Origin of the sequence: Streptomyces yangpuensis, assembly GCF_024666385.1 — a bacterium.
Classification (GTDB): domain Bacteria; phylum Actinomycetota; class Actinomycetes; order Streptomycetales; family Streptomycetaceae; genus Streptomyces; species Streptomyces yangpuensis.
Genome location: NZ_CP102514.1, coordinates 2,628,941 through 2,653,935 on the forward strand (window position 1 = coordinate 2,628,941; position 24,995 = coordinate 2,653,935).

Consider the following 24,995-nt stretch of genomic DNA (forward strand, 5'->3'; position numbering starts at 1 on the left):
CCCCGGGCGCGGCGTCCGGGGTCCGGCGCGCCGCGGGCCGGCTGCGGGGCTGGGGCGGCGTGAGCGCCATGGCCGCCGCCTGCGCCGTGACGGCCGCGCTGGTACTGCTGCCGCTCGCCCACGCGACACCGGACACCGCACCCGGCGTCCCCGCCCGCGGGCCCGCCCAGGCCGCGGCGGCGGCTCCGGCGGCGCCCTGGGTCCTCGCGGACACCTGCCAGGACCCCGAGGCCAGCCTGCGCCCGTCCGACGTGGACGGGTCGGCCATCGCGCGGATCAAGGCGGCGGGCAAGCTCGTCGCGGGCGTGGACCAGAACAGCTTCCGCTGGGGGTACCGCAACCAGACCGCGGAGGGCGGCCGCCTCGACGGTTTCGACATCGACCTGGTCAAGGCCATCGCCAAGGACATCCTGGGCGACGAGAACGCGGTCATCTACCGGGCCATCCCGACGAGCCAGCGCGTCCCCGCCCTGCAGGAGGGGCGCGTCGACATCGTCGTGCGGACCATGACCATCAACTGCAAGCGGCTGGAGGACGTCGCCTTCTCGACGGCCTACTTCGAGGCCGGACAGCAGGTGCTGGCCCCCAAGGGCTCGCCGATCACCGGCTACGACGCCTCGCTGAAGGGCAAGCGGATCTGCGTCGCGGCCGGTTCCACGGCGGAGAGCGCGCTCAAGGCCCAGTCGTACGGATCGGTGCCGGTCACCGTGGCGAACCAGCTGGACTGCCTGGTCCGGCTCCAGCTGCACGAGGTCGACGGCATCATCACCGACAACGCGCTCGCCGCCGGCCAGGCGGCCCAGGACCCGTCGGTGCGGCTGGTGGGCTCGCCCTTCACCCGCGAGTTCTACGGTGTCGCGATGAACAAGGACGCCTCCGACCTGGTCCGCCGGGTCAACAAGGTGCTGGAGAACTACCGCGCGGGCGGCAATGACAGCCCGTGGATGAGGGCGTACCTCAAGCACCTCCAGCCCGTGCTGCCCGGCGTGACCGCCCCGCCCCCGCCCAAGTACCGGGACGGCTGAGGCCGGTGGCGATTTCGGGCACGGGACCGGGCACGAGGTCGGACGCGGAGGGGACCACGGAAGCGAACACGGAGGCGGCGGAAGCGGAGGCACAGCCGGTGGAGACGGGGTCTGCAGTGATGGACCGGGACGGCGTCGACCGTGCCCTGACGCGGCTGGGCGCGGAGCACGAGGCCGTCGAGACCTCGCTGCTCGCGCTCCAGGACCACGCCGGGCGCCGGCTCCTGGAGGGCGCCGAGCTGACCGGGCTCACCCGGGAGCGCTGGGCGGAAGCCGACGCGGACATCACCCGGCTGTGGACGTACTTCGACGCCTACAGCGGGGCGCTGACCGCCGCCCGGGAGATTCGTGAGCGGCGCCGCTGGCCGAACCGCGAGGACCTGATCGAGCTGACCGAGCGGCTGCGCGGGCCCGGGGTCCTGATCGCCGGGGCCGCCACGGAGGGCGCCGCGCTGGCGGAACGGCTCTCGCTGGCCGAGCTCGTGTCCCGGATGAACGACCTCTACGCGCGTTCGCTGGACGTGGTGGTCGCGGCCGACGCCGTGTGGTCGGCGCTGCCCGCCCGGATCGACCTGCTCGCCGCCGAGCTGCACCGCACCCGTTCGCTGGCCCACTCGGTGGGCGTGCGGCCGGGTGAGCATCCCTCGGGCGACGACCTGGAGTACATCACCGCCGAGCTCACGGAGCTGCGCGCCCAGGTGATCGCGGATCCGCTGGCCTTCTGGCGTCCCGCCGCGGGGAGTTCCGCACCGGGCGGCGGCCGTCCGGACACCGCGCGCTACGACCGGGCCGCGCTCGCGCTGGAGGACGTACGCCGGGAGGTCGAGGCGGTACTGGACGTGCGCCAGGACTCCGAGCAGCGGCTGATCAGCCTGCGCGACGTGCTCTCGCGGGCCGACCGGACCCTGGCGGAGGCGCGGACGGCCCGCGGCGAGGTGCTGGCGAAGATCGCCGCGTCCGAGGTGCCCGTGGTCAGCGGTCCGCCGACGGTGCTGCAGGAGCAGCTCGCGGCGGCGGCCGACCACCGGCGTCACGCGCGCTGGCACCGGCTCTCACCGCTGCTGGAATCCCTGGAGGAGCGGGCCGAGGAGGAACTGCGCCGGGCCCGTGAATCGTTGACCGCGGTGACGGCGCCACTGGCCGTGCGGGCCGAGCTGCGCGGCCGGCTCGACGCCTACAAGGCGAAGGTGGCCCGGCACGGCCTGGCGGAGGACCCCCTGCTGATCGAGAGGTACGACGTGGCCCGGCGGATGCTGTGGAGCGCGCCCTGCGACCTGCGGGCCGCGGAGCAGGCCGTGCTGCGCTACCAGCAGGCGACCGCGGAGTCGCTGGCGCCGCGGCACCGGCCCGAGCAGACGATCCGGCCGGACGAGCCGGGGACGGAGGACGCATGAGCATGACCGGAGCGGCGTGCGTTCGCCCCGGCTGCCCGGGAGCGTACGAGGACATGGGTGGCGGCGAGCTGTACTGCGACACGTGCGGCCTGGCCCCGTTCGGCTCGATCGCGGCGGGCGCGGAGGAGCTGGTGTCGCCGCCGACGGGGATGACGAGCGCGGCCCGCGGCTCCCTGGGGTCGGGCGGGTCCCACGGGTCCCACGGGTCCTACGGCTCCCACGGGTCGCAGGGCTCCCAGGGGTCGCACGGTTCGGCGCGTTCCTCGGCGTCGGCCCGGTCCTCCCGGTCCTCCTCGTCGCGCCGTTCGGTGTCGGGCCGGCTCTCGCGGTCCCTGACGGGGCAGGCGTCCACCCGGTCGGTATCGGTGCGCAGTTCGGGCTCCGGCGCGTCCTCGGGCCGCAGCCGGCTCGGTGCCGGACTGGTCAACGTGCCGGAGGTGCCGCGTCCGGACCCCTCCGCTGCGGTCCTGGACAATCCGGAGGTGCCGGAGCGCAAGCGCTTCTGCTCGCGTTCGGACTGCGGCGCGCCGGTGGGCCGGGCCCGTGGGGACCGGCCGGGCCGGACGGAAGGGTTCTGCACCAAGTGCGGGCACCCGTACTCCTTCGTGCCCAAGCTGCGCGCCGGTGAGGTGGTGCGCGGACAGTACGAGGTGGCCGGCTGCCTCGCCCACGGCGGTCTCGGCTGGGTGTACCTGGCGGTGGACCGGGCCGTCGCGGACCGGTGGGTGGTCCTCAAGGGCCTGCTGGACACGGGCGACCAGGACGCGATGGAGGCCGCGATCTCGGAGCGGCGCTTCCTCGCGGAGATCGAGCACTCCAACATCGTGCGGATCTACAACTTCGTGGAGCACCTGGACCAGCGGACCGGTTCGCTGGACGGGTACATCGTCATGGAGTACGTCGGCGGCAAGTCGCTGAAGGAGATCGCCAACGAACGGCGCCGGCCGGACGGGCGGCGCGACCCGCTGCCGGTGGAGCAGGCGTGCGCGTACGGCATCGAGGCGCTGGAGGCGCTGGGCCACCTGCACAGCCGGAACCTGCTGTACTGCGACTTCAAGGTCGACAACGCGATCCAGCAGCAGGACCAGCTGAAGCTGATCGACATGGGCGCGGTGCGGCGGATGGACGACGACGAGTCGGCCATCTACGGCACGGTGGGCTACCAGGCCCCGGAGGTCGCGGAGCTGGGGCCGTCGGTCGCCTCCGACCTGTACACGGTGGCGCGGACGCTGGCCGTCCTGACGTTCGACTTCCAGGGCTACACCAACGTGTTCGTGGATTCGCTGCCGGATCCGGAGCACATCGAGGTGTTCCGGCGGTACGAGTCCTTCTACCGGCTGCTCGTACGGGCGACCGATCCGGACCCGGGGCGGCGCTTCGCGTCGGCGCAGGAGATGGCCGACCAGCTGACGGGTGTGCTGCGGGAGGTGGTCGCGCTGCAGACGGGGCAGCCGCGGCCGCAGCTGTCCACCCTCTTCGGCCCGGAACTGCGGGTCCCGGACACCCGGCTGTTCACCGGCACGGACACCTGGGACACGGTCGTCTCCCGTCTGGGCCACCGCGAGATCACCCCCCGCGGCGGCACCGGTCTGCGCAGCCTGTGGAGCCGCACCCGCCCGACACCTCCGCCGCCGGGCCGCCCCGGAACGGCTCAGCAGCCGAGCGGCGCAGGCGTGCGCGCCGTGGGCGCGGGCACCTCGCCGGGCACGGCGGACCCGGCCGCCTCCGGCCCGGTCACCTCGCCCAGCGGCGCCGGCCTACCCGGGGCAGCCGCTTCGGCGGGGCCGCGGCACGCCGCGCGCGGCGGCGCACCGGGGAGCCGGCACCCCGCGTCCGCAGCAGGCGGCGCAGCCGGCCCGGCGGGCTCCGGCGGGGCCGGGTTGACCACGGCCACGCGTGTGGCGGGGGCGGCCGTGCCGCGGGCACGGCAGGCTCCCCCGACCGCGGCGGGCCCCGCGCCCGCACCCCTGACCGCACCTCCCGCCGGAGGCACCGGCACCGGCACCGGCAGTGCCACCACGCTCGACGCCCGCGACAGCGCACTCGCGCTGCCCGTACCGCTGGTGGACGCCGGCGACCCCAACGCCGGTTTCCTGGCGGGTCTGCTGGCCTCCGCGCCCGCGGACCTGCTCGGCGCGCTGGCCTCGGCGCCCGCCGAATCGGCGGAGTTGCGGCTGCGCGAACTGCGGGCCCGGCTGGAGCTCGGTGAACCGGCCGCGGCCGGGGACGCCCTGGCCGAGCTGGAGGCCCGTCACCCGGACGACTGGCGCGTGGTGTGGGCCCGCGGCATCGCCTCGCTGGCCACAGGTGACGACGAGACGGCGGCCGTGTCCTTCGACGCGATCTACGACGCCTTCCCGGGCGAGCCCGCACCGAAGCTGGCCCTCGGGCTGTGCGCGGAGGTGCTGGGCCAACTGGACAACGCCGCCGAGTACTACCGGCTGGTCTGGATCACCGACCCGGGGTTCGTCAGCGCGGCCTTCGGGCTGGCGCGGGTCCAACTGGCCGCCGGTGACCGGGCCGGAGCCGTACGCACGCTGGAATCCGTACCGGAGGCGTCCATCCACTACACCGCCGCGCGGGTGGCGGCCGTACGGGCACGTCTGCGCGACCGGTCACCGGACGAGCCTCTGCTGGCCGATCTTTCGGCCGCCGCCGACCAGGTGGAGGCTCTGCGGAGGTTCGGGCTGGACCCGGAGCGGCAGGAGTTGCTGGCGACGGAGGTTCTGGGCTCGGCCCTGGACTGGGTACTGTCGGGTGGTCGGGGTGCCGACCCCGGCCGGACCTCGCTGCTCGGCAGTCAACTGGACGAGCGGGGCCTGCGCTTCGGACTGGAGCGCTCGTACCGCGTCCTCGCACGGCTGGCACGGCGTGGCGAGGAGAGGATCGAACTGGTGGAACGGGCCAACCGTTTCCGTCCCCGGACGTGGGTGTGATTGATGTCGATGCATCGGCTGTCGGGCTGCCCCAGCTGCGCGGAACCCCTCGAAGAGGGTGACCGTTTCTGCGGTCTCTGCGGCTACGCCCTGACCCCTTCTTCCGCGGCCGCGTCCACGGACCACCCGACCCTTCCCATCCCACCGGCGCCACCCGCGCCACCCGCGCCGCCGGCCCCACCCGCGCCGTCGGCCCGGCCCGCACCGCACGGGGACGGGTACGCGATCCCGGCCCCGGCCACCTCTCGCGCCGCCTCCGGCGCCGGTGAACCCGCCCCCGGCTGGGGCAGCGTGGCCGCGGCCGCGCCGACCCTCGTCGGGGACCCGGCCGACTGGGCGGCCGCCCCGGAGCCGCACCGGCCGGAACCGGAGCCGCGGCCGAACCCGGCCGGCGTCTCGTACCCGGGTCCGGGCCAGGAGAATCCGTACGGCGCCGGCACGCCCCCCGAGGGGACCCCCTGGGGTGCCGCCGAGCCCGCGCCCCCGGCCCCGCAGGGCCCGGCGGGCGGCCCCGAGACTCGCCACGACCGGCCCGGCGGCGACCCCGGCACGCCCGCCGGGGCAACGTCCTGGGGCCCGGGCGAGACCCCGCACGAGAACCCGTACGAGAGCCCGCACGAGAACCCCTACGAGAGCCCGTACGACAGCACGGCCGCCGCGGCGACACCCGGCGGGAAGACCTGCGTGGCCTGCCGGGCCGGGCACGTCGACACCGACGGGTACTGCGAGCACTGCGGGCACGCCCAGCCCCGGGAGCGGGACCACGTGGAGGAGGAGCTGGGCAGCGTCGCCGCCGTCAGCGACCGCGGGCTGCGCCACCACCGCAACGAGGACTCGTTCGCCGTGTCGGCCACCGCCCTGCCCGACGGCTCCGCCGCCACCGTGGCCATCGTCTGCGACGGGGTGTCCTCCGCGAGCCGCCCCGACGACGCGTCAGCGGCGGCCGCCGCCGCCGCGAACGAGGCCCTGCTGGAGGCCCTCCCCCGCGGCGCGCACCCCCAGGAGGCCATGCACGAGGCGATCCTGGCCGCCGCCGCGGCGGTCGACGCGCTGGCTCCCGAGGTCCCCGGCGCGCAGAACGCGCCCGCCTGCACCCTGGTCGGCGCCGTCGTCAGCGGCGGCCTGCTGACCATCGGCTGGGTGGGCGACAGCCGCGCCTACTGGGTGCCCGACGACCGCGCCGCGCTGCCCCGCCGGCTCACCGAGGACGACTCGTGGGCCGCGCAGATGGTCGCCGCCGGCCTGATGGGCGAGGCCGAGGCCTACGCGGACGTCCGCGCGCACGCCATCACCGGCTGGCTGGGTGCCGACGCGTACGAGCTCGAACCGCACACCGCCATCTTCAAGCCGGACCACCCGGGCGTGGTCGTGGTCTGCACCGACGGGCTGTGGAACTACGCGGAGTCCGCGCGGGAGATGGCGCAGGTCCTGCCCGTCGACGCCGCGGTCCGCCCGCTGCACAGCGCACAGGTGCTCGTGGGGCACGCCCTCGACGGCGGCGGCCACGACAACATCACCGTGGCCGTCGTGCCGTTCGCCACGCAGCCCGAACGGGAACGGGAACGGGAACCGGGAGCGGCCCCGGAGACCGGCACGGCAGCACCAGCGGAACCGGAAGTGGAAGCGCGCCCGCAGGTCTGACCCGCCTGCCCGAGCCCTCTAGGAGTCCAGCCGATGGCGAATTTCGCCAAGCCGAGCGCACCGCGCTTCAGCGTGGACGTGTACCAGAACGAATTCCTTCCCGAAGGCGGGCGGGACGTCCACGCCATCGTCACCGTCACCGCCACCGGCGGGGGCAGCGTCACCCGCGGGACCCCCGCGGACGGCACGGCCGCCGTCGTGATCATGGTCGACTGCTCGGGCTCCATGGAGTACCCGGCGGAGAAGATGCGGGGCGCCCGCGAGGCCACGGCCGCGGCCGTCGACACCCTGCGCGACGGCACGGCCTTCGCGGTGATCGCCGGCACGCACGTGGCCAAGGAGGTCTATCCGGGTCTGGGCCGCCTCGCCGTCGCCGGTCCCGCCACCCGGGCCGAGGCGAAGGAGGCCCTGCGCGGCCTCAGCGCCGGCGGCGGCACCGCCATCGGCACCTGGCTGCGCCTGGCCGACGGCCTGCTGCGCGGCTCCACCGCGGCGATCCGGCACGGCATCCTGCTCACCGACGGACGCAACGAGCACGAGGAACCGGCCGTCCTGCGCGCCGCTCTGGACGCCTGCGCGGGCCGCTTCACCTGCGACGCCCGCGGCGTGGGCACCGACTGGGAGGTGAAGGAGGTCACCGGCATCGCGAGCGCCCTGCTCGGCTCCGCCGACATCGTGGCCGACCCGGCCCACCTCACCGAGGACTTCACGCGCATGATGGAAAAGGTCATGGGCAAGGAGGTCGCGGACGTCTCGCTGCGCCTGTGGACCCCGGTCGGCGTGGAGATCCAGTACGTCAAGCAGGTCGCGCCCACCGTGCAGGACCTGACCGACCGCCGTACCGACACGGGCCCGCGCGCGGGCGACTATCCGACCGGGTCGTGGGGCGACGAGTCCCGCGAGTACCACGTGTGCGTCCGGGTCCCCGGCGCGGCCGTCGGCCAGGAGATGCTCGCCTCCCGCGCCACGCTGGTGCGGCCGGCGACGGGCGGCGAGCCCGAGGCCGTCCTGGCCCAGGGCCTGGTGCGCGCGGTGTGGACCAACGACGTGGCCGCGTCCACCGCCATCAACCCGCAGGTCGCCCACTACACCGGGCAGGCGGAGCTGGCGCAGGCTATCCAGCAGGGCCTCGAAGCCCGCAAACTGGGCGATGTCGATGGTGCTACGGCCAAACTCGGACGGGCCGTACAGCTGGCGAGCGTCTCCGGGAACGCCGACACAGCACGACTTCTGTCGAAGGTGGTGGATGTGGTGGACGCGGTGGCGGGTACTGTGCGGCTGAAAGCGAAGGTTGCCGACGCCGACGAGATGACTCTCGAAACACGTTCGACGCAGACCGTCCGAGTGAAGAAGTTCTGAGAGCCTCCCGCGATGACGCAGGGAGCAGAAGGGGGAAGAGCCGCCATGCCGACCTGCCCGAACGGGCACCAGTCCGCCTCCGACGACTGGTGCGAGGTCTGCGGCCACCGCATGGGTACCCCTGAGGGTCCCCCCGCCGTGCCTTCCTACGGCTACGGCTTCCCCCCGACCGCCGGTGAACCGACCGCCCAGGCAGAGCTCTGCCCGCAGTGCCGGACCCCGCGCGAGGCCATGGCGCCGTTCTGCGAGGAGTGCCGGTACAACTTCCTGACCCGTTCGGCGACCCCGTACACCCCGCCTCCGGTCTCGGACCCGGTGCCGCCGGCGCCCGGCGTCGCCGGTACCGCTGCGGGATCCCGTCCGGGCAGCCCGCCCCCGCCGCCCGTGCCGGGCCCCGGGACGTACGGCCAGGACCACTTCGAGTACCAGGGCTCGCGGCCGTCCCGGGTCAACCGTCCGGCGGAGCCGCTCCAGCGCGAGGACGACTGGCTGCTGCCGCCGCCCGCGCACGAGCCGCCGCCGGCGTACCAGCAGGCCCCGCAGCAGCCCCCGTACCAGGAGTACCAGCAGGACTACGGCCGGCCGCAGCCGCAGGCGCCGTCGTATCAGCCCCTCCCGCCCCAGGGCGGGTCCTGGAGCGCGACGATCGGCCCCGACCGCTCGTACTTCATGGCGATGATGCAGCGCAGCGGTCCCGAGGCGACCGGGCTCAACCTCCCCGCGTACTCCCCGGAGCAGCACCTCCCGCTGTCCGGCGGCCAGATCACCATCGGCCGCCGCCGCGCCTCCACGGGCGAGTCCCCGGACATCGACCTGTCGGTGCCCCCGGAGGACCCGGGCGTCTCCCACCAGCACGCGGTGCTGGTGCAGCAGCCCGACATGAGCTGGGCGGTGGTCGACCAGAACTCCACCAACGGCACCACCATCAACGGCGGCGAGGACCCGATCCAGCCCTACGTCCCGGTCCCCCTCTCCGACGGCGACCGCGTCCACGTCGGCGCCTGGACCACGATCACCATCCGCCGCGGCTGATCAGGCTTCTCCCAGGGGCCAGACGTAGGGGCCCTGGGGGTCGTCCAGCCATGACCACTGGCCTTCCGGGCCGACCGAGACGCCGAAGCGTTCGCGGCCCGGGCGGCCCTCGCTGCGCCACAGGTCCAGGGCCTCGCGGGGGTGCAGTACCCCTGCGGTCAGCACGAGCATGAACTGGAAGCGCTCGTTCTCCACCAGCTCGTACGGGAGCCCGCGCACCATCCCCGTCCGGTCGGGCGGCGGTACGGCCGTGGCCCCGCGCAGCGGGACGAAGTAGGCCGGGGTGTGCAGGAAGCGGCCCTCGGCGAAGTCGGCGTCCCGGACCGTGAGCGCGATCAGCCCGGTCGACAGGGGGGCCAGGATGCGGGCGCCGGGCCGGCACTGGCCGAGCCAGGTGTGCGGGACCAGCGGGAGCATGCAGGTCACCAGGATCCGGTCGAACGGGGCGCGGGCGGGGCAGCCGCGGGCGCCGTCGCCGGTGACCACCGTCGGGTGGTAGCCGAGCCGGGCCAGGTGGGCCCGGGCGGACTCGGTGATCTCCTCGTCCAGGTCCACGGTGGTGACGTGCTCGTCGCCGAGGCGGTGGCAGAGCAGCGCCGCGTTGTAGCCGGTGCCCGCGCCGATCTCCAGGACGTCGTCGCCGTCGCGCACGTCGAGGGCGGTCAGCATCTTCGCCATCAGGGAGGGCTGGCTGCTGGAGGACACCAGGCGGCCGTCGCGCAGCCGGGTGGCGAGCGGGGCGTCGACGTACACCCCGCGCAGCCAGCGGGCGCGCTGCCCGGGGTCGGGGTCCTCGGCCCAGAGCCGTTCGTGGCCGGCGCCGCGGTCGGCCCAGAAGTAGGGCACGAAGGCGTGCCGGGGCACGGCCGCGAAGGCCGCCCGCCAGCGCGGGTCCTCCAGTACGCCGGCCGCGGTCAGCTCCCGCACCTGGGCGGCGTGCGCGGTCTCCCGCAGGTCCCGCGTCCCGGTGCGTGCGCTGTGTGCGCTGTGTGCGGTGTGTGCGGCCATGCCTCCACTGTCCTGCGGCGGGCCCGCAGGTGCGAGCGCGAAGGCGCCCCCGGACGGTACCGGGCGTCTGAGACGATGGTCGGGTGAATGAGATTCCGCAGGGCGGCCTTCAGGAGCAGGAGCAGACCTTCTACGAGCAGGTGGGCGGCGAGGACACCTTCCGTCGCCTCGTGCGGCGCTTCTACCAGGGGGTCGCGGAGGACCCCCTGCTGCGCCCCATGTACCCGGAGGAGGACCTCGGTCCGGCCGAGGAGCGTTTCGCGCTGTTCCTGATGCAGTACTGGGGCGGTCCGACCACGTACAGCCAACACCGCGGCCACCCGCGGCTGCGGATGCGGCACGCGCCGTTCCAGGTGGACTCGGCGGCCCACGACGCCTGGCTGAAGCACATGCGGGTGGCGCTGGACGAGCTGGGCCTGGCGCCGGAGCACGAGGCGCAGCTGTGGAAGTACCTCACGTACGCCGCCGCGTCGATGATCAACACGGCGGGCTAGGGCCGCGGCCGCCAGGGCCCCTGAGGAGGCGCCCTCGGGCCGGTCGGCCTCGGGGGCGCGGGTCAGACGGGGCTGACCCGGAAGGCGCCGAGGCCGCCGGTGGCGCCGGGGCGGCGGGTGGCGACGGAGCCGTACGGGGTACGCAGCCGCAGCCAGCTCCCGGAGGCGAGCAGCGCCACCGGGTCGGGGGCCGCGCCGGACGCGGTGGCGGGCACCGTGGCCCGTACCGGCCGCAGGAAGCCCAGGGATTGCGCGGCGTGCGCGACGCGCAGCGGCAGCTCGGTGTCGCCCAGGGTGCGGGACCATATCTCGCGGCCGATGCGGTCGCGCTCGGACCGGGTCCGGTGCTGCGCGGGCAGGGCCTCGTCACGGGCCCGGAACTCGGCGACGGAGGCCGCCAGGGCCTGCGTTATCGCTTCGGGGCCGGGCAGTCCCGGCAGCTGCTGCCAGCCGCCGCGGGGCGGGAGCACCCCGGTCCAGGGCGGCCCGGTGACCGGCCCGGGCACGGTGGCGCCGGCCGAGGCCTCGTCCACGGACTCCAGCAGCTCACCGGCGGACACGGTGACGTCCAGCGGTGTCGTCAGGGGTACGGCGAGCCGCACGGTGCGGATGGCCAGGACCTCGAAGGAGGGCGGCCGCCCGAACACGCCGAGCGCGCCGCCGCCTCCCTGGAGGCGGACGGCGGCGGCCCGGTCGTAGTGCACCAGCCGTCCCAGGAAGGCGGCGAGGTCCGCCGCCTCCCCGGAGTCGGCGAAGCGCAGCTGTGCACTCATGCCGCGATGACCTCGGCGCGCGGCTCGTCGAGGTACTCCTCCAGGAAGTGCCTCTCCTCGGCCGTGATGCGGCGGGGCCGGCCCGCGGCGAGGTTGTAGGGCACGACCACGGTCTCCGCGCGCACGTAGACGGTCTCGGGCCTGTCCTCGGTCGCCTCGTCCTTGACCTCGTAGCGGATGGTCAGGGAAGCGGCACCTATCCGGGTCACCCAGGACTCGATGAGGACCGGCTCGTGCCGGTGTACGAGGGGCAGCTTGTAGTCGATCTCGTGGCGGGCCACGACGGATCCGCCCGTGAAGGACTCGCTGCCCTCCCCCGGCGCGAGGCGGAACATGAAGTCGATCCGCGCCTCCTCCAGATAGCGGAGGAAGACGACGTTGTTGACGTGCCCGAAGGCATCCATGTCCGCCCAGCGCAGGGGGCAACGGTATTGGTGTCTGGCCATGGCCGTGACCTCAGCTCTCCCCTCAGCCTCGGGTGAGCTTCTTGTAGGTGGCGCGGTGCGGACGGGTCGCGTCCGGGCCGAGCCGCTCGATCTTGTTCTTCTCGTAGGACTCGAAGTTGCCCTCGAACCAGAACCACTTGGAGTCACCCTCGTAGGCGAGGATGTGGGTGGCCACCCGGTCCAGGAACCAGCGGTCGTGGGAGACGACCACGGCCGCACCGGGGAACTCCAGCAGCGCGTTCTCCAGCGAGCCCAGGGTCTCGACGTCGAGGTCGTTGGTGGGCTCGTCGAGGAGCAGCAGGTTGCCGCCCTGCTTGAGGGTGAGCGCGAGGTTCAGGCGGTTGCGCTCACCGCCGGAGAGCACGCCGGCCGGCTTCTGCTGGTCCGGGCCCTTGAAACCGAAGGCGCTGACGTACGCGCGGGACGGCATCTCGACGTTGCCGACGTTGATGTAGTCCAGCTCGTCCGACACGACCGCCCAGAGGGTCTTCTTGGGGTCGATGTTGGCGCGGCCCTGGTCCACGTAGCTGATCTTGACGGTCTCGCCGACCTTGATCTCGCCGGAGTCCGGCTTCTCCAGGCCCTGGATCATCTTGAAGAGCGTGGTCTTGCCGGCACCGTTCGGGCCGATGATGCCGACGATGCCGTTGCGCGGCAGCGTGAAGGACAGGTCGTCGATGAGGACCTTGTCGCCGAACGCCTTGGAGAGGTTGTTGACCTCGACCACGATCGAGCCCAGACGCGGGCCCGGCGGGATCTGGATCTCCTCGAAGTCGAGCTTGCGCATCTTGTCGGCCTCGGCCGCCATCTCCTCGTAGCGAGCGAGACGGGCCTTGGACTTGGCCTGGCGGCCCTTGGCGTTGGAGCGGACCCACTCCAGCTCTTCCTTGAGGCGCTTGGCGCGCTTCTCGTCCTTCTTGCCCTCGACCTTGAGGCGCTCGGCCTTCTTCTCCAGGTAGGTGGAGTAGTTGCCCTCGTAGGGGTGGGCGCGGCCGCGGTCGAGTTCGAGGATCCACTCGGCGACGTTGTCGAGGAAGTAGCGGTCGTGGGTGACGGCCACGACGGCGCCCTTGTACTGGGCGAGGTGCTGCTCCAGCCAGTTCACGGACTCGGCGTCGAGGTGGTTGGTGGGCTCGTCGAGGAGCAGCAGGTCGGGGGCCTCCAGCAGCAGCTTGCAGAGGGCCACGCGGCGCTTCTCACCACCGGAGAGGTTGGTGACCGGCCAGTCGCCGGGCGGGCAGCCCAGGGCGTCCATGGCCTGCTCCAGCTGGGCGTCGAGGTCCCACGCGTTGGCGTGGTCCAGGTCGTCCTGGAGCTTGCCCATCTCCTCCATCAGCTCGTCGGTGTAGTTCGTCGCCATTTCCTCGGCGATCGCGTTGAACCGGTTGAGCTTCTGCTTGATCGGGCCGACGCCGTCCTCGACGTTCTCCAGGACCGTCTTGGACTCGTCGAGCTTCGGCTCCTGCATGAGGATGCCGACGGTGTAGCCGGGCGAGAGGAAGGCGTCGCCGTTGGACGGCTGCTCGATGCCCGCCATGATCTTCAGAACGGTGGACTTACCGGCACCGTTCGGACCCACCACACCGATCTTCGCGCCGGGCAGGAAGTTCAGGAAGACGTCGTCAAGGATCACCTTGTCGCCGTGTGCCTTGCGCGTCTTGCGCATGGTGTAGATGAACTCAGCCAAGAGAAACCGTCCGGCAGATCGATGGTGGGCAGATACACCCCATCTTGCCGTACGTCCATACCCGCGGGCGAATGGGTAGGTCAGGGCCAGGGGGGTGCGGGGCATCCAGGGCGGGGTGGTCAGAGGGGGCGGTAGACCGTGAGGGCGGCCGGAAGGGTGTCGAGGACCAGTTCGCTCGGGGCCTTGGCGTATTCGCCGTCGTAGGCGAGCGCGGTGCCCTGCGGGACGGAGCCGACGCGCAGGCTGCGCAGGTGGGTGGCCGCGTGGACCGGGGAGCGGCTCAGGGGGCCGGCGAAGGCCGCGGCCAGCAGCCGGGGGCCGGGCCGCCCTCCGCCGTAGACGACCCGCAGGTCGAGCAGACCCTCACCGACGCTGTCGCGGCGGCCCGGGGTGGGGCCGGTGCCGTGATAGGTGCCGTTGCCGGCGAAGAGCAGCCAGACGCTCCGGGGCCGCCCGGCCAGCTGCAGCCGTACGGGCCGCTCGGCGCGCAGGACCTTCCAGGCCGCCAGCAGGGCGGCCGGGCCGCCGCCGATGCGCGGGCCCCAGCGCAGCCGGTGGCGCAGCAGCTCCGGGTAGGCGCCGATGCTGAAGTTGTTCAGGAAGTAGCCGGGGGCTCCGTCGGGGCCGGGGCCCGGGGAGAAGCGGCCCACGCCGATGCGGACGGCCTCCCCGTGCTCCAGGGCTTCGCAGGTGGACTCGGGTCCGAGGAGGCCGAGGTCGAGCGAGAAGTGGTTGAGGGTGCCGCCGGGGAACACGGCCAGGGGGACCCCGGCCTTCAGGGCGGCGGTGGCGGCCGCGTTGACGGTGCCGTCGCCGCCGCACACCCCGAGGACGGTGGAGCGCGCCGCCGCCTCCGCCAGCGCGGGGAGCAGGTCCGCGCCCCGGCACTCGATCACCTCGGCCTTGGGGAGCCTGGCGCGCACGACGTCGGGCACGGTCGCGGCCGTGCCCGACCCGGTGTTGACCACCACCGTCAGCCCGGCCCCGTCGGGCAGCGCGGGGACCCCGATGGCCTTGGGCTCGTCGCCCGGCACGGCCCGGGCCTCCTGCACGTCCCGCGCGAGCCGGCGTACGACGAAGGCGGCGGCCACGCCCAGGGCCGCACCCGCGACCACGTCGGAGGGGTAGTGCACGCCGGTGTAGACCCGGGAGAAGGCCACCGACGCAGCGACCGGGGCGAGCGCGGCGCCCAGGGCGGGGGCCTCCAGTGCCAGCCCGGCGGTGAAAGCGAAGGCGGACGCCGAGTGCCCGGACGGGAAGGAGGTGGTCTGCGGCTGCACGGCCAGCTGCCGGACCACGGGCACGCCTTCCAGCAGCGGCCGGGGACGGCGTACGGACCACTTGCCGATGGTGTTGATGGTCGAGGAGGCCAGCGCCAGGGAGGCCGCTCCGCGCAGGGCCGCCTTGCGCGCCCCTGCCGATCCGAAGACGGCGATGGCCGCGGCGGCCCCGCCCCACAGCACGCCGTGGTTCGCGGCCCGCCCGAGGCGGGGCAGCACGCGGTCGGCGCCGGGCCAGTGCCTGCGGGCCACGGCGTCGAACAGCCGGCGGTCCCATCGCGCGAAGGCGCCGGTCCAGGTCAGTTCTTGATCAACCATTTTCTGCCTCTACCCCGGATCCTGTACCGGAACCGGCGCGGCGCTCGGCGCCGACCGCTTCCCTCTTCCTTCTCCTGTTCCGCTTCCCTCGTCCCCTCGGGTCCGCTTCCCTTCCTACTCCTCTTCGTCGAGGGGGCGCTTGCGCAGCAGCAGGACGACGAGGCCGCCGAGCACGACGAGGCCCACCGCCAGGGAGGCGATGACGGGCGTGGCGGCCGAGCTGCCGCTGGTCGCGAGCCGCTCCTCGTCCGGGGAGGTCGTCGCGAGGGACGCGGACTGCGCGCCCAGCGCGACCGCGCCCGAACCGGTGCCCGGGTCCGGGGCCTCGGCCGGGGCCGCACCGGCCTCGGGCGGCGGGGGCGGCGGCCAGGCCGCCCGCGCCGTGGCCGTCGCCGCGGACTCGCTGGAGCCGGCCACGATCTGCGCCTGGGCGGGGACGCCGCTGGTGAAGACCCGCCCGACCGGCACCTTGGTCGCCCCCTGGACGGTGACCGACGCCGTCCCGTCGGGGGTGCCCGCCGGCACCTCGAAGTAGATCCGGCTCCCGTTGGCCGCCGTGGCCAGCGGCTTCCCCTCGGCGTCAACCACGCGCACCCCCATGGCGACGGCCGCCGCGTCCGGGATGACCGACACGCTCCGCGCGCCGGTGCGCACGGTCACCGGGCCGAGCCGGCTGCCGACCGGCCCCGACACGTCGCCGGGGTCGAGTCTCAGCGAGGCGGGCGGCTCCGGCATCTGTCCCGCCGCCCGCTGGAGGTAGTCGGCCAGCTTCTCCGCGGACGGGTCCGCCGCCTCGACGCGCACCCCGTCCGCGAGCCGCCAGATCGCCACCTGCGTCCCGGCCGCCGCGCTCTCGGCGGTCAGCGACACGGCCCCGGCCGCCTTGGCGAGCCCGGCCAGGTCGTTCAGCTGCGGGTAGGAGTGCTCCAGCACCCAGCGGATCCGTCCGGCCTGTCCGTTGCCCGCCAGCGGGCTGCCGCTCCAGCCGCTCTCCGTGTACCGGGCCTGCGGCTGACCGTTGCCCGCCACCCCGACCCCGTACGTCTGGAGCATCCCGCCGCCGTCGACCCGCATCTCGTACAGACCGGCGGGGATCTGCCGCACCGATCCGTCCCCGGCGTGGAGGACCGCCTGCCCGAACGTCTTCAGCCCGTCCAGCACGGCGCTCGCGCCCTCCGGCACGCGGGGCGCCACCGGCCCGGAGTCCGCGACGGCCCGGGCACCGGGCGCGGCGGCGAGGGCCGCGGCCAGCAGGGCGGCCGCGAGCGGCCGGCGCGCGGCCCCCCGTACCGCGCCGGAGTCGGGGGCGGGAGCAGCCGGGACAGGAGCGGGAACGGCAGGTACCGAAGCAGCAGGAGCCGGAGCGGGAGCCGGAGCCGGAGCCGGAGCGTGAACAGGAGCCGGAGCGGGAGGGTGAGCAGGAGCGGGATCAGGAGCGGAGGATGCGGGAACGGCAATCGACACAGTCTTCCCCTTCGGGCCAAAGACCCAGGTGCCCGTGAGTACCGGGGAATCCTAACCACCTCGAACACTCAACCCACCGCCGCCTTCTGAGTGTCCATCAGCGGATGATCGGTTCTCACCACTCGCCGGAAGGCCGCTGTCCCGCGGTTCAGGTCGTGCCCGATGGCGGTCGCGTCGATCTCCGCGCTGATCCACCGGTTTCCCTCCTCCCCGGCCGGCGGGTCGTCCCGCACGCGCAGCCGCCCGTGCACCACCAGTGGCTCGCCCACCGATACGGAACCGGCGAGGTTCACCGCGAGGGTGCGCCGCGCCCACACCGTGTAGAAGCTGGTGGGCCCGTCCGTCCAGGCGTCCTTGCGCCGGTCGTAGTAGCGGGGCGTCACCGCGAAACGGAACCGCGCCGACGGACCGTTCACCGTCTCCTTGTAGTCGACCTGTGTCGCCACATGGCCCACCAGCGTCACCTGGGTGTCGTACATCCCGGTCGCCCTCCCCCTCGTGCCGGCCCGCACGGACCATCCGTACGGGCTACGGACCATGCTGCGTCCGGCGGCCGGCCCCCGCTCCGGCCTGTGGATTACTGGCGGGTTGTGGACAACCGGCTCCCCCCTGCGGCGACCGCGGCGTACTGCTCCCGCACCTCCCGGTAGCGCAGCAGCTCCGCCGCCACCGGTTCCAGCACCCGGGCCCGGCCGCACCCGGCAGCGGCCTGCCGCAGCCTGCGCTCCGCGTCCTGCCCGTACCGCCGGGCCGGGCCCCGGGCCGCGATCGAGCAGGCCCATTCCACGAGCGGCCCGCCGATGATGCCCGCCACCATCAGCAGCACCGGCGGCATCAGTTCGGGCTCCAGTACCCCGACGATCTGCCCGACGAGCCACAGTCCGCCGAAGATCTGGAGCAGCGTCATGGCCGCCTGCGTCAGCACCGCCGCCGGCCACCAGGCGGGCCGCGGCGGTTTGGCGTTCGGCACGGCGACCGCCGCCCCGAGCGTCACCGCGATCTCGTCCAGCGCCTCCGGCAGCCGGTCGGCGCCGCGCACCGCCGTCTCCCGGACCGCCTGCGCCCACGGGTCGGGCAGGCCCGCGACCGCCTCGTCGGCGACGACCCGCACGGCCTGCTCGACGCGCTGACGAGCGGTCACCTCCTCCTCGACCGGCGCCTGTACGACCGTCTGGCCCCGGCCGCCGATCGCCGCCAGGGCGGCCAGGCCCGCCAGGGTGCGCGGCGCACGCCGGTTCTCGTACCAGCGCCACAGCCGCAGCCACGGGGTCCCGCACGCCTTGCCCGCGTTGCGCCGCCAGGCCCGTTCGGCGGCGAGTCCGGCCGCGCAGGCGCCGACCGCCTCGGCGAGCCGGTCCTCGAACTCGGTGCGCGCCGCTTCCCCGATCTCCGGTCCGGCGTGTCCGTCGGCGACGTAGAGCGGCCGCAGGCGGATCGCCGCGCGGTCCACGTCCGCCGAGATCCGCCGGGTCGCGGCGCCCTTCTCCTGCGTGAACTGGCCGAGGAGTTCGCGCAGCTCCCCGACGCCGTCGCCGGTCAGGGCGGACAGCCCGAGGACCGTGGCACCGGGCTCGCCGTGCTCGCCGAGCGCGATGCCGTCCTCGTCGAGCAGCCGGCGCAGGTCGTCCAGTACGAGGTCGGCGGCCTCGCCGGGTAGCCGGTCCACCTGGTTGAGCACGACGAAGGTCACCTCGGCGTGTCCGGCCAGCGGGCGCAGGTACCGCTCGTGCAGCACCGCGTCGGCGTACTTCTCCGGGTCCACGACCCACACCACGGCGTCGACCAGCGCCAGTACGCGGTCCACGTGCTCGCGGTGCGCGCCGACCGCGGAGTCGAGGTCCGGCAGGTCGACGAGGACCATGCCGCGCAGGGTCTCCGCCTCGGAGGTCTCGCGGGGCCGGCGCCGCAGCCGTCCCGGGATCTCCAGCCGGTCCAGGAGCCCGGCGGCCCCGTCCGACCAGCTGCACGCGATGGGCGCGGCGGTGGTCGGGCGGCGCAGCCCGGTCTCGGAGATCTGCACCCCGGCGAGTGAATTGAAGAGCGTGGACTTGCCGCTTCCGGTGGCTCCGGCGATGGCGACGACCGTGTGCTGGGGCGAGAGCCCGCGGCGTGCGGCGGCCTCGTCCAGTACCCGTCCGGCCTCGGCGAGGGTCTTGCCGTCGAGCCGGGTGCGGGAGAGCCCGACCAACTGCCGCAGCGCGTCGAGGCGCTGGCGCAGCGCCTGTGCCTCGGGGCTGAGCGGGGGCGCGGACGACTTGCCGCCGTCACTGCCGGCGCCGGAGACGGCCCGTACGAGCGCCTCGTCGCCCTCGTCCGTCCCGTCGGCGGCGTCCTCCTCGTCCGCTTCGGCGGGGCGGGGGCGGGAGCGCGCGATGAACCCGTCGTCCCAGCGGTCGTCGGTGCGGTCGGCCAGGGCGGTCACCGCGTCACCTCTCCTTCTGCAGTACGGACAGCGCGGCGATCAGTTCGGCCTGCGGTTCCGGGCTCACTTCGAGTGCTTCCAACGGGGCGAGGCGGCGGTCGCGTTCGCCGCGCAGCACCTCGTCGAGGTGGTCGCCGACGAGTTCTCCGCCCTTGTCGCGCAGTCGCAGGGCGGCCTGGGCGCCGATCCGCTCGGCGAGCTTCTCCCCGGCGGGCCGGGCCCGTTTGCCGCCGAGCAGGGCGGCGACGAGCAGGGCGGCGACGCCGTCGGCGTCGGGTGCGGGCTGCCGGTCGAGCCCGGCCACCTCCTCCTCGACGAGTTCCTCCAGCACGCGCCGCCAGCGGCGTACGGCCATGCCGATCCGTTCCCCCGCCTCCCGGTCGGGCGTGGGCAGGACCAGCGCGCCGGAGGCCGGTTCGCGGCGCCAGGCCTCGGCGATCCGTTCGTCGGCGGCGGCGACGGCGCACTGGAGCAGGGCGGCGAGCGACTCGGCGAGCGAGTCGAGCAGTTCGCCGGCGCTGGTGTCGAGGGGGTAGCCGCGCCAGCGGGTCAGCGCGTCGCCGGCCAGTACGGCGCCCTGGTCGAGGCGGCCCCGGACCCGCTTGCCCTCGCGCCGGTACGCGTCCTCGACGGCCGAGGTCAGCCGTACGGCGGCGGCGTGCTGGGCGGCGACGGCGGAGGCGAGTTCGGGCATCCGGCTGCGCAGGGAGTCCAGGGCGCCGAGGGCGGTGCGGCCGACGGCGTACTGCCGGGCGGCGGGGTCCTGCGCGTGGTGGGCGAGCCAGGCGAAGAGCGGGGCGACGGCGCTGGCCGGGAGCAGTCCGCCGCCGCCGGTCGACTCGGGGAGTTCGGGGACGGTGAACCGCGGTACGTCGCCCAGCCCGGCCTTGGTGAGCAGGGCCCCGTACTGGCGGGAGACCTCGGCGAGGACCTGGTGCGGCACCCGGTCCAGGACGGTGATCAGGGTGGCCCGGTACTGCTTGGCGGTGCGCAGGAGGTGCCAGGGGACGGCGTCGGCGTACCGCGAGGCGGTGGTGACCATCACCCAGACGTCGGCGGCGCAGATGAGTTCGGCGGCGAGTGTCCGGTTCTCGACCACGAGGGAGTCGATGTCGGGGGCGTCGAGGATGGCGAGTCCGCGCGGCAGGCTGGAGACGGTCTCGATCCGCATCTCGCGGGTCTCGTGGCCGCCTTGGGCGCCGCCGCCGCTGCCCTTGCCGGTGCCGGTGCGGCCGCGGCCCGGGCCGCGGGTGGCGGCCTTGGGGGGCGTGTCGTCGTCCTCGTGGGGCACCCAGACCCGCATCAGGTCGGGGAGTACGCGCATGCCGGCGAACCAGTGGTGGTCGTCGGGGTGGCAGACGAGCACCGGTGTGCGGGTGGTCGGGCGGAGCACGCCGGCTTCGCTGACCTGGCGTCCGACGAGGGAGTTGACGAGGGTGGACTTACCGGCCCCGGTGGACCCGCCGACCACGGCGAGCAGGGGCGCCTCGGGCGCCTTCAGGCGCGGTACGAGGTAGTCGTCGAGCTGCGCGAGCAGCTCGGATCTGGTCTGGCGGGCCCGTGGGGTGCCGGGCAGGGGCAACGGCAGACGTACGGACGCGACCCGGTCGCGCAGGGCGGACAGGGCATCGAGCAGCTGAGGCCGAACATCCAAGGTCACCACATGCGAAGAATGCCCAATTTAGGACCATTTTTGAAGCTTATACGCCCCCTGCGCGCCGACCGCGACTTCAGTGGGACATTCCGGGCACGACGGACGAGTGGGGCGCAGGCATAACGAGTGCACAACACCCAGGGCGCCGCGGCGCAAAAGCGATGCGAGAATCGCACCTGCCTGCGATTATCGGGACCGCTTCACGGAACCTCCACATCGTGGCCCGCGAGTGAAGCAACCGGGACAAGGCGGCCGGAGCCCTATCCTTGACCCGGAACGGACCGAAGTCCCACCCCCACCAGGGGCTCCAGGCCCACCAAGGCCACCTTCCGGCCCCCGTAGCTCAGTGGATAGAGCAGGTGCCTTCTAAGCACTTGGCCGCAGGTTCGAGTCCTGCCGGGGGCACACATTCTTCATCACCGCAACCACCCGAAGCCCTCCCTCCGCGGAGGGCTTTCGCGCAGGTCGCAGCGGTCGGCCGGGGGGCGGCCGGGCCGGTCGGGCGGGGGCGCGGGACCCCGCTCCGAAGGCGTCGGGAGGGCGCTCGCGGCGGCTCCCTTCACGGCCGCGAGCGCCCAACACGCCCGCGCCGGACCGCAGATCGGCCGAAAGCAGACCCAGCGGCCCGTACGCGGCGGACCCGTCGACGGAAGAGGCCGCTCCGCCATTCCGGGGAGCCGGCTGGGCCCCGGTCGGACCCCCGCAGAGCCTCGGGGGGGCGGTGGCGCGGTACGCCGCCCTCCCCGACTTGCGGGAATCCCCCGCGTGGGGTTGCGTCGGAAGGAGGGGGTGCGTGGTCCCGTCTCCCCTCGGGTTGGGGGTGAACCCCCGTGCTCTTCACCGACCGCGCGGACGCCGGGGAGCGGCTCGCCGCAGCCCTCCGCCATCTGCACGAGGAACATCCCGTCGTACTGGGCCTGCCCCGCGGCGGCGTCCCGGTGGCCTTCCCCGTGGCGCGGGCCCTCGGCGCACCGCTCGACGTGATCGTGGTCCGCAAGCTCGGTGTCCCGCACCACCGCGAGCTCGGCTTCGGGGCGATCGGCGAGGGCGGCGTACGGGTCATCAGCGAGGACATCGTCCGCAGCAGCCGGGTCACGCGCGAGGACCTGGAGGCGGTCGAGCGCGCCGAGGAGGCGGAGCTCGCCCGGCGGGCCCGCAGGTTCCGCGGCGACCGGCCCCGGGTGGCCCTCGACGGGCGGACGGTGATCGTGGTCGACGACGGGATCGCCACCGGAGCCACCGCGGCCGCCGCCTGCCAGGTCGTACGGGCGCAGGGCGCGGCCCGTGTGGTGCTGGCCGTCCCGGTGGCCCCGCCCGACGCGGTCGCCCGGCTGCGCGAGGAGACCGACGAGGTGGTGTGCCTCTCCGCGCCGCGCGCCTTCCGGGCCGTCGGCGAGTGGTACCGGGACTTCGCCCAGACCTCCGACGAGGAGGTCGTCTCCCTGCTGGCGCAGGCGGCGGCCGGCCGACGGCCCGCGCGGGCCGTCGGGAGCGTCGGCGCCGTCGAGGCCGCCCGGGCCGTCCAGGTAGAGGTGGACGCCGGCGGTCTCGCTCTGGCCGGGGACCTGGCCCTGCCGGAGGGGGCCGGGGCGGTCGTGGTGTTCGCCCACGGTTCCGGCAGCAGCCGTCGCAGCCCGCGCAACCGGACGGTCGCGGCGGACCTGAACCGGGCGGGTCTGGGCACCCTGCTCTTCGACCTGCTGACGCCCGCCGAGGAGGCCGACCGGGCCAACGTCTTCGACATCGAGCCGCTGGCCGGACGGCTCGCGGCCGCCACCGCCTGGCTCCGCCGGCGCGCGCCCCTCCCGGTCGGCTACTTCGGCGCGAGCACCGGGGCCGCGGCCGCGCTGTGGGCCGCGTCCGCCGCCGACGCCGACATCGGCGCCGTGGTCTCGCGCGGCGGCCGGCCCGACCTCGCCGGGCCCCGGCTGGCCTCCGTACGGGCGCCCACCCTGCTCGTCGTCGGCGGCCGCGACACCACCGTGCTGGAACTCAACCGCGCCGCGCAGCGGGAGCTGCTCTGCGAGACCCGGCTGGAGGTCGTCCCGGGAGCCACGCACCTCTTCGAGGAGCCGGGCGCCCTGGACGAGGTGGCCGCCCTGGCCCGCGACTGGTTCACCCGGCACCTGTGACGGGCGGCCCGCGGGCGACGACGTGCCCCGCGGGACGGGGCGCGCGACCATGGGGAGATGGAAGAGGCGTCCGTGCGCGACATCAGCGCCCCGGCGCGCATCGCCCCCGCCGGTGAGGGCATCGGCCAGGAGGAGCTGGCGCTCGCGGCCCGCAACCACGGCCTGCCGCTGGAGGCCCTGCGCTACGAGGTCACGCCGCCCGGGCTGCACTACGTCCTGGTCCACTACGACATCCCCGCCGCCGACGCGGACGGCTGGCGGCTGACCGTGGGCGGCCTGGTCGACACGTCGCTGTCGCTGGATCTCGACCTGCTGCGGGCGTTCCCCGCCGTCACCCGCCGCGTCACGATGGAGTGCGCGGGCAACGGCCGGGCGCTCCTGTCACCCCGGCCGGTCAGCCAGCCGTGGCTGGTCGAGGCGGTGGGCACCGCCGACTGGACCGGGGTCCCGCTGGGTCTCGTACTGGAGGCGGCGGGGGTGCGGCCCGATGCCGTCGAAGCGGTGTTCACCGGGGCCGACCACGGTGTGGAGCGCGGTGTCGAGCAGGACTACCGGCGCAGCCTGCCGCTGCCGTACGCCACCGGGGAGGACTCGGGTGTGCTGATCGCCTACGCCATGAACGGCCGGCTCCTGCCGCCGCAGCACGGGTATCCGCTGCGGCTGGTCGTACCGGGCTGGTACGGCATGGCGCACGTCAAGTGGCTGCGGGACATCACCCTCGTCGACGCGCCGTTCACCGGGTTCCAGCAGTCCGTGGCCTACCGCTTGCGGCGGTCCGCCGACGATCCGGACGACCCCGGCGAGCCGGTGACCCGTATCGCGCCGCGTGCCCTGATGGCCCCGCCGGGCTTCCCCGACTTCATGTCGCGCACCCGTGTCGTGCACCCCGGCCCGGTGCGTCTCGCGGGGCGGGCGTGGTCCGGCCACGGGGCCGTGGCCCGGGTGGAGGTGAGCGCCGACGACGGCCTGACCTGGGCGGCGGCCGAGGTGACGGCGCCGGGGGCGCATCCGTGGGCGTGGCAGGCGTGGAGCTGCGTGTGGACGGCCGTGCCGGGCCGCCACACGCTCACCGTCCGCGCCACGGACACCGGGGGACGCACCCAGCCGCTCGAACAGCCTTGGAACCGCGGCGGTTTCGCCAACAACCTGGTCCAGCGGGTCCCCGTGCTCTGTGTGTGATCGCGTTCTGGGTGTGATCGTGCGCTCTGGGTGTGAACACGCGCGCTGCGTGTGCACGCGCGCTCTGCGTGTGAACGCCTGCGGTTGCTAGGAGATGCCGAGGAGCCTGACCGCCTGGTAGTACGTCCAGGCGGTGCCGTCGCACGAACGCTTGAGGCTGCCCGTGTAGCGGGCGCACACCCGCTTCATGTCCGCGTGGAACGCGTCGTCGAGCCGGGCCTTGGCGGCCGGGAACAGCCCGGCCGCCCGGTGGTTGCGGTAGCCGAAGTCGTGGCGGGCGCAGGCCGCCGCGAAGGGGAAACCGAAGGGGTTGTCCGGGGAGGTCGTGCACTGGTCGGTTGACCAGTCGAAGCCGTACGCGGCCCAGGCGGCGCGGTGCTCGCGCGCGTCGGCCCAGGCCTCGTAACTGGCGGCGTCGGTCTGTGTCCAGCGGCTCAGCACCTGCGGTTTGTCGGCCGGGACCTCGGGTGCGGCCCAGGCTGCGGGCGAGAGGGCGAGCACGGCGGTGGCCGTGGCGGTCGCGAGGGCGGGCAGGAGGCGGCGACGGTGCATGGGGGTCCTCGGGGGCCGGGCGGACGGTCAACCGGCCAACGGTGCCGGGCGCCGCCCGGTTACTGTGCGGCCCTCGGCTTCTGCACGACCCCCCGCTCACTGTGTGTGGTGCGGTCGTCACCGGCGACCCTCCCAGGTATGACGCCGTGTGAGACCTTCGGCCGGGACACGGTTCGTTCTGAGGAGGGACGCGCGAACG

At 74.3% G+C, this 24,995-nt stretch carries 19 protein-coding genes and 1 tRNA gene; 10 read left to right on the forward strand and 10 right to left on the reverse strand.

The window, feature by feature from the left end; genetic code table 11:
* Positions 1–68 precede the first annotated feature (68 nt).
* The 6 genes from NRK68_RS12035 (at position 69) to NRK68_RS12060 (ending at position 9,387) form a co-directional block, all read left to right on the forward strand.
* Positions 69–1,025: a glutamate ABC transporter substrate-binding protein gene (locus tag NRK68_RS12035; RefSeq protein WP_257857825.1), complete on the forward strand. Its 957-nt coding sequence runs from the start codon at positions 69–71 to the stop codon at positions 1,023–1,025.
* A 119-nt stretch (positions 1,026–1,144) separates the two neighbouring features.
* Positions 1,145–2,419 (forward strand): hypothetical protein, encoded by a 1,275-nt coding sequence (locus NRK68_RS12040; protein ID WP_183065623.1) that lies wholly within the window; start codon positions 1,145–1,147, stop codon positions 2,417–2,419.
* Positions 2,416–5,355 (forward strand): serine/threonine-protein kinase, encoded by a 2,940-nt coding sequence (locus NRK68_RS12045; RefSeq protein ID WP_257855760.1) that lies wholly within the window; start codon positions 2,416–2,418, stop codon positions 5,353–5,355. The genes NRK68_RS12040 and NRK68_RS12045 overlap by 4 nt, the downstream gene beginning before the upstream one ends.
* Before the next feature lie 3 nt (positions 5,356–5,358).
* Positions 5,359–6,996 carry a PP2C family protein-serine/threonine phosphatase gene (locus NRK68_RS12050; RefSeq protein WP_183065442.1) on the forward strand — a complete coding sequence of 546 codons (1,638 nt, stop codon included), beginning with the start codon at positions 5,359–5,361 and terminating at the stop codon, positions 6,994–6,996.
* A gap of 33 nt (positions 6,997–7,029) precedes the next feature.
* Complete coding sequence (locus NRK68_RS12055) at positions 7,030–8,355, forward strand: VWA domain-containing protein (RefSeq protein WP_183065443.1); 1,326 nt, start codon at positions 7,030–7,032, stop codon at positions 8,353–8,355.
* A 45-nt stretch (positions 8,356–8,400) separates the two neighbouring features.
* Complete coding sequence (locus NRK68_RS12060; protein ID WP_257855761.1) at positions 8,401–9,387, forward strand: FHA domain-containing protein; 987 nt, start codon at positions 8,401–8,403, stop codon at positions 9,385–9,387.
* Here NRK68_RS12060 and NRK68_RS12065 read toward each other — a convergent pair whose 3' ends face one another.
* Positions 9,388–10,395, reverse strand: coding sequence for a methyltransferase domain-containing protein (locus NRK68_RS12065; RefSeq protein ID WP_183065445.1), 1,008 nt, complete (start codon positions 10,393–10,395; stop codon positions 9,388–9,390).
* Between the two features lie 83 nt (positions 10,396–10,478).
* On the opposite strand from NRK68_RS12065, the gene NRK68_RS12070 reads away from it, so the two are divergent.
* Complete coding sequence (locus NRK68_RS12070) at positions 10,479–10,889, forward strand: globin (protein WP_183065446.1); 411 nt, start codon at positions 10,479–10,481, stop codon at positions 10,887–10,889.
* Between the two features lie 62 nt (positions 10,890–10,951).
* On the opposite strand, the gene NRK68_RS12075 is transcribed toward NRK68_RS12070, so the two are convergent.
* The 8 genes from NRK68_RS12075 to NRK68_RS12110 form a co-directional block, all read right to left on the reverse strand.
* Entirely contained in the window at positions 10,952–11,662 is a 711-nt protein-coding gene (locus tag NRK68_RS12075) for a DUF8010 domain-containing protein (protein WP_183065447.1), read from the reverse strand.
* The gene (locus NRK68_RS12080) at positions 11,659–12,108 is read right to left on the reverse strand and encodes an acyl-CoA thioesterase (RefSeq protein ID WP_183065448.1); all 450 of its coding nucleotides are present in this window, start codon (positions 12,106–12,108) and stop codon (positions 11,659–11,661) included. Before NRK68_RS12080 ends, NRK68_RS12075 begins: the two co-directional genes overlap by 4 nt.
* A 22-nt stretch (positions 12,109–12,130) precedes the next feature.
* Entirely contained in the window at positions 12,131–13,795 is a 1,665-nt protein-coding gene (gene ettA / locus NRK68_RS12085; protein ID WP_075970303.1) for an energy-dependent translational throttle protein EttA, read from the reverse strand.
* 119 nt (positions 13,796–13,914) lie between these two features.
* On the reverse strand, positions 13,915–15,393 hold the full coding sequence (locus tag NRK68_RS12090; protein WP_183065449.1) for a bifunctional phosphatase PAP2/diacylglycerol kinase family protein: 1,479 nt from the start codon (positions 15,391–15,393) through the stop codon (positions 13,915–13,917).
* 114 nt (positions 15,394–15,507) lie between these two features.
* Entirely contained in the window at positions 15,508–16,587 is a 1,080-nt protein-coding gene (locus NRK68_RS12095; RefSeq protein WP_257855762.1) for a thioester domain-containing protein, read from the reverse strand.
* A 338-nt stretch (positions 16,588–16,925) separates the two neighbouring features.
* The gene (locus NRK68_RS12100) at positions 16,926–17,336 is read right to left on the reverse strand and encodes a single-stranded DNA-binding protein (protein WP_183065451.1); all 411 of its coding nucleotides are present in this window, start codon (positions 17,334–17,336) and stop codon (positions 16,926–16,928) included.
* Between the two features lie 98 nt (positions 17,337–17,434).
* A complete protein-coding gene (locus NRK68_RS12105; protein WP_257855763.1) occupies positions 17,435–19,279 on the reverse strand; it encodes a YfjP family GTPase in 1,845 nt (614 codons plus the stop codon).
* Positions 19,280–19,283: 4 nt separating this feature from the next.
* The gene (locus NRK68_RS12110; RefSeq protein ID WP_183065453.1) at positions 19,284–20,933 is read right to left on the reverse strand and encodes a dynamin family protein; all 1,650 of its coding nucleotides are present in this window, start codon (positions 20,931–20,933) and stop codon (positions 19,284–19,286) included.
* Positions 20,934–21,265: 332 nt separating this feature from the next.
* Here NRK68_RS12110 and NRK68_RS12115 point away from each other — a divergent pair.
* The 3 genes from NRK68_RS12115 to NRK68_RS12125 all read left to right on the forward strand — a co-directional run bounded on the left by NRK68_RS12115 (position 21,266) and on the right by NRK68_RS12125 (position 24,244).
* Positions 21,266–21,338: transfer RNA gene (locus tag NRK68_RS12115), tRNA-Arg, on the forward strand.
* A gap of 425 nt (positions 21,339–21,763) precedes the next feature.
* Complete coding sequence (locus NRK68_RS12120; RefSeq protein ID WP_183065454.1) at positions 21,764–23,065, forward strand: phosphoribosyltransferase family protein; 1,302 nt, start codon at positions 21,764–21,766, stop codon at positions 23,063–23,065.
* 57 nt (positions 23,066–23,122) lie between these two features.
* The gene (locus tag NRK68_RS12125) at positions 23,123–24,244 is read left to right on the forward strand and encodes a sulfite oxidase (protein WP_257855764.1); all 1,122 of its coding nucleotides are present in this window, start codon (positions 23,123–23,125) and stop codon (positions 24,242–24,244) included.
* Between the two features lie 87 nt (positions 24,245–24,331).
* Here NRK68_RS12125 and NRK68_RS12130 read toward each other — a convergent pair whose 3' ends face one another.
* Entirely contained in the window at positions 24,332–24,796 is a 465-nt protein-coding gene (locus NRK68_RS12130) for a phospholipase (RefSeq protein WP_257855765.1), read from the reverse strand.
* Positions 24,797–24,995 lie beyond the last annotated feature (199 nt).

Excerpts from the sequence above, each read along its gene's own strand:
- NRK68_RS12055 (WP_183065443.1), top strand. The coding sequence starts at position 7,030 with ATGGCGAATTTCGCCAAGCCGAGCGCACCGCGCTTCAGCGTGGACGTG.
- NRK68_RS12125 (WP_257855764.1), top strand. The coding sequence starts at position 23,123 with ATGGAAGAGGCGTCCGTGCGCGACATCAGCGCCCCGGCGCGCATCGCC.
- NRK68_RS12100 (WP_183065451.1), bottom strand. The coding sequence starts at position 17,336 with ATGTACGACACCCAGGTGACGCTGGTGGGCCATGTGGCGACACAGGTC.
- NRK68_RS12075 (WP_183065447.1), bottom strand. The coding sequence starts at position 11,662 with ATGAGTGCACAGCTGCGCTTCGCCGACTCCGGGGAGGCGGCGGACCTC.
- NRK68_RS12045 (WP_257855760.1), top strand. The coding sequence starts at position 2,416 with ATGAGCATGACCGGAGCGGCGTGCGTTCGCCCCGGCTGCCCGGGAGCG.
- NRK68_RS12035 (WP_257857825.1), top strand. The coding sequence starts at position 69 with ATGGCCGCCGCCTGCGCCGTGACGGCCGCGCTGGTACTGCTGCCGCTC.
- NRK68_RS12130 (WP_257855765.1), bottom strand. The coding sequence starts at position 24,796 with ATGCACCGTCGCCGCCTCCTGCCCGCCCTCGCGACCGCCACGGCCACC.
- NRK68_RS12060 (WP_257855761.1), top strand. The coding sequence starts at position 8,401 with ATGCCGACCTGCCCGAACGGGCACCAGTCCGCCTCCGACGACTGGTGC.
- NRK68_RS12090 (WP_183065449.1), bottom strand. The coding sequence starts at position 15,393 with ATGGTTGATCAAGAACTGACCTGGACCGGCGCCTTCGCGCGATGGGAC.
- NRK68_RS12065 (WP_183065445.1), bottom strand. The coding sequence starts at position 10,395 with ATGGCCGCACACACCGCACACAGCGCACACAGCGCACGCACCGGGACG.
- NRK68_RS12080 (WP_183065448.1), bottom strand. The coding sequence starts at position 12,108 with ATGGCCAGACACCAATACCGTTGCCCCCTGCGCTGGGCGGACATGGAT.
- NRK68_RS12040 (WP_183065623.1), top strand. The coding sequence starts at position 1,145 with ATGGACCGGGACGGCGTCGACCGTGCCCTGACGCGGCTGGGCGCGGAG.
- NRK68_RS12050 (WP_183065442.1), top strand. The coding sequence starts at position 5,359 with ATGTCGATGCATCGGCTGTCGGGCTGCCCCAGCTGCGCGGAACCCCTC.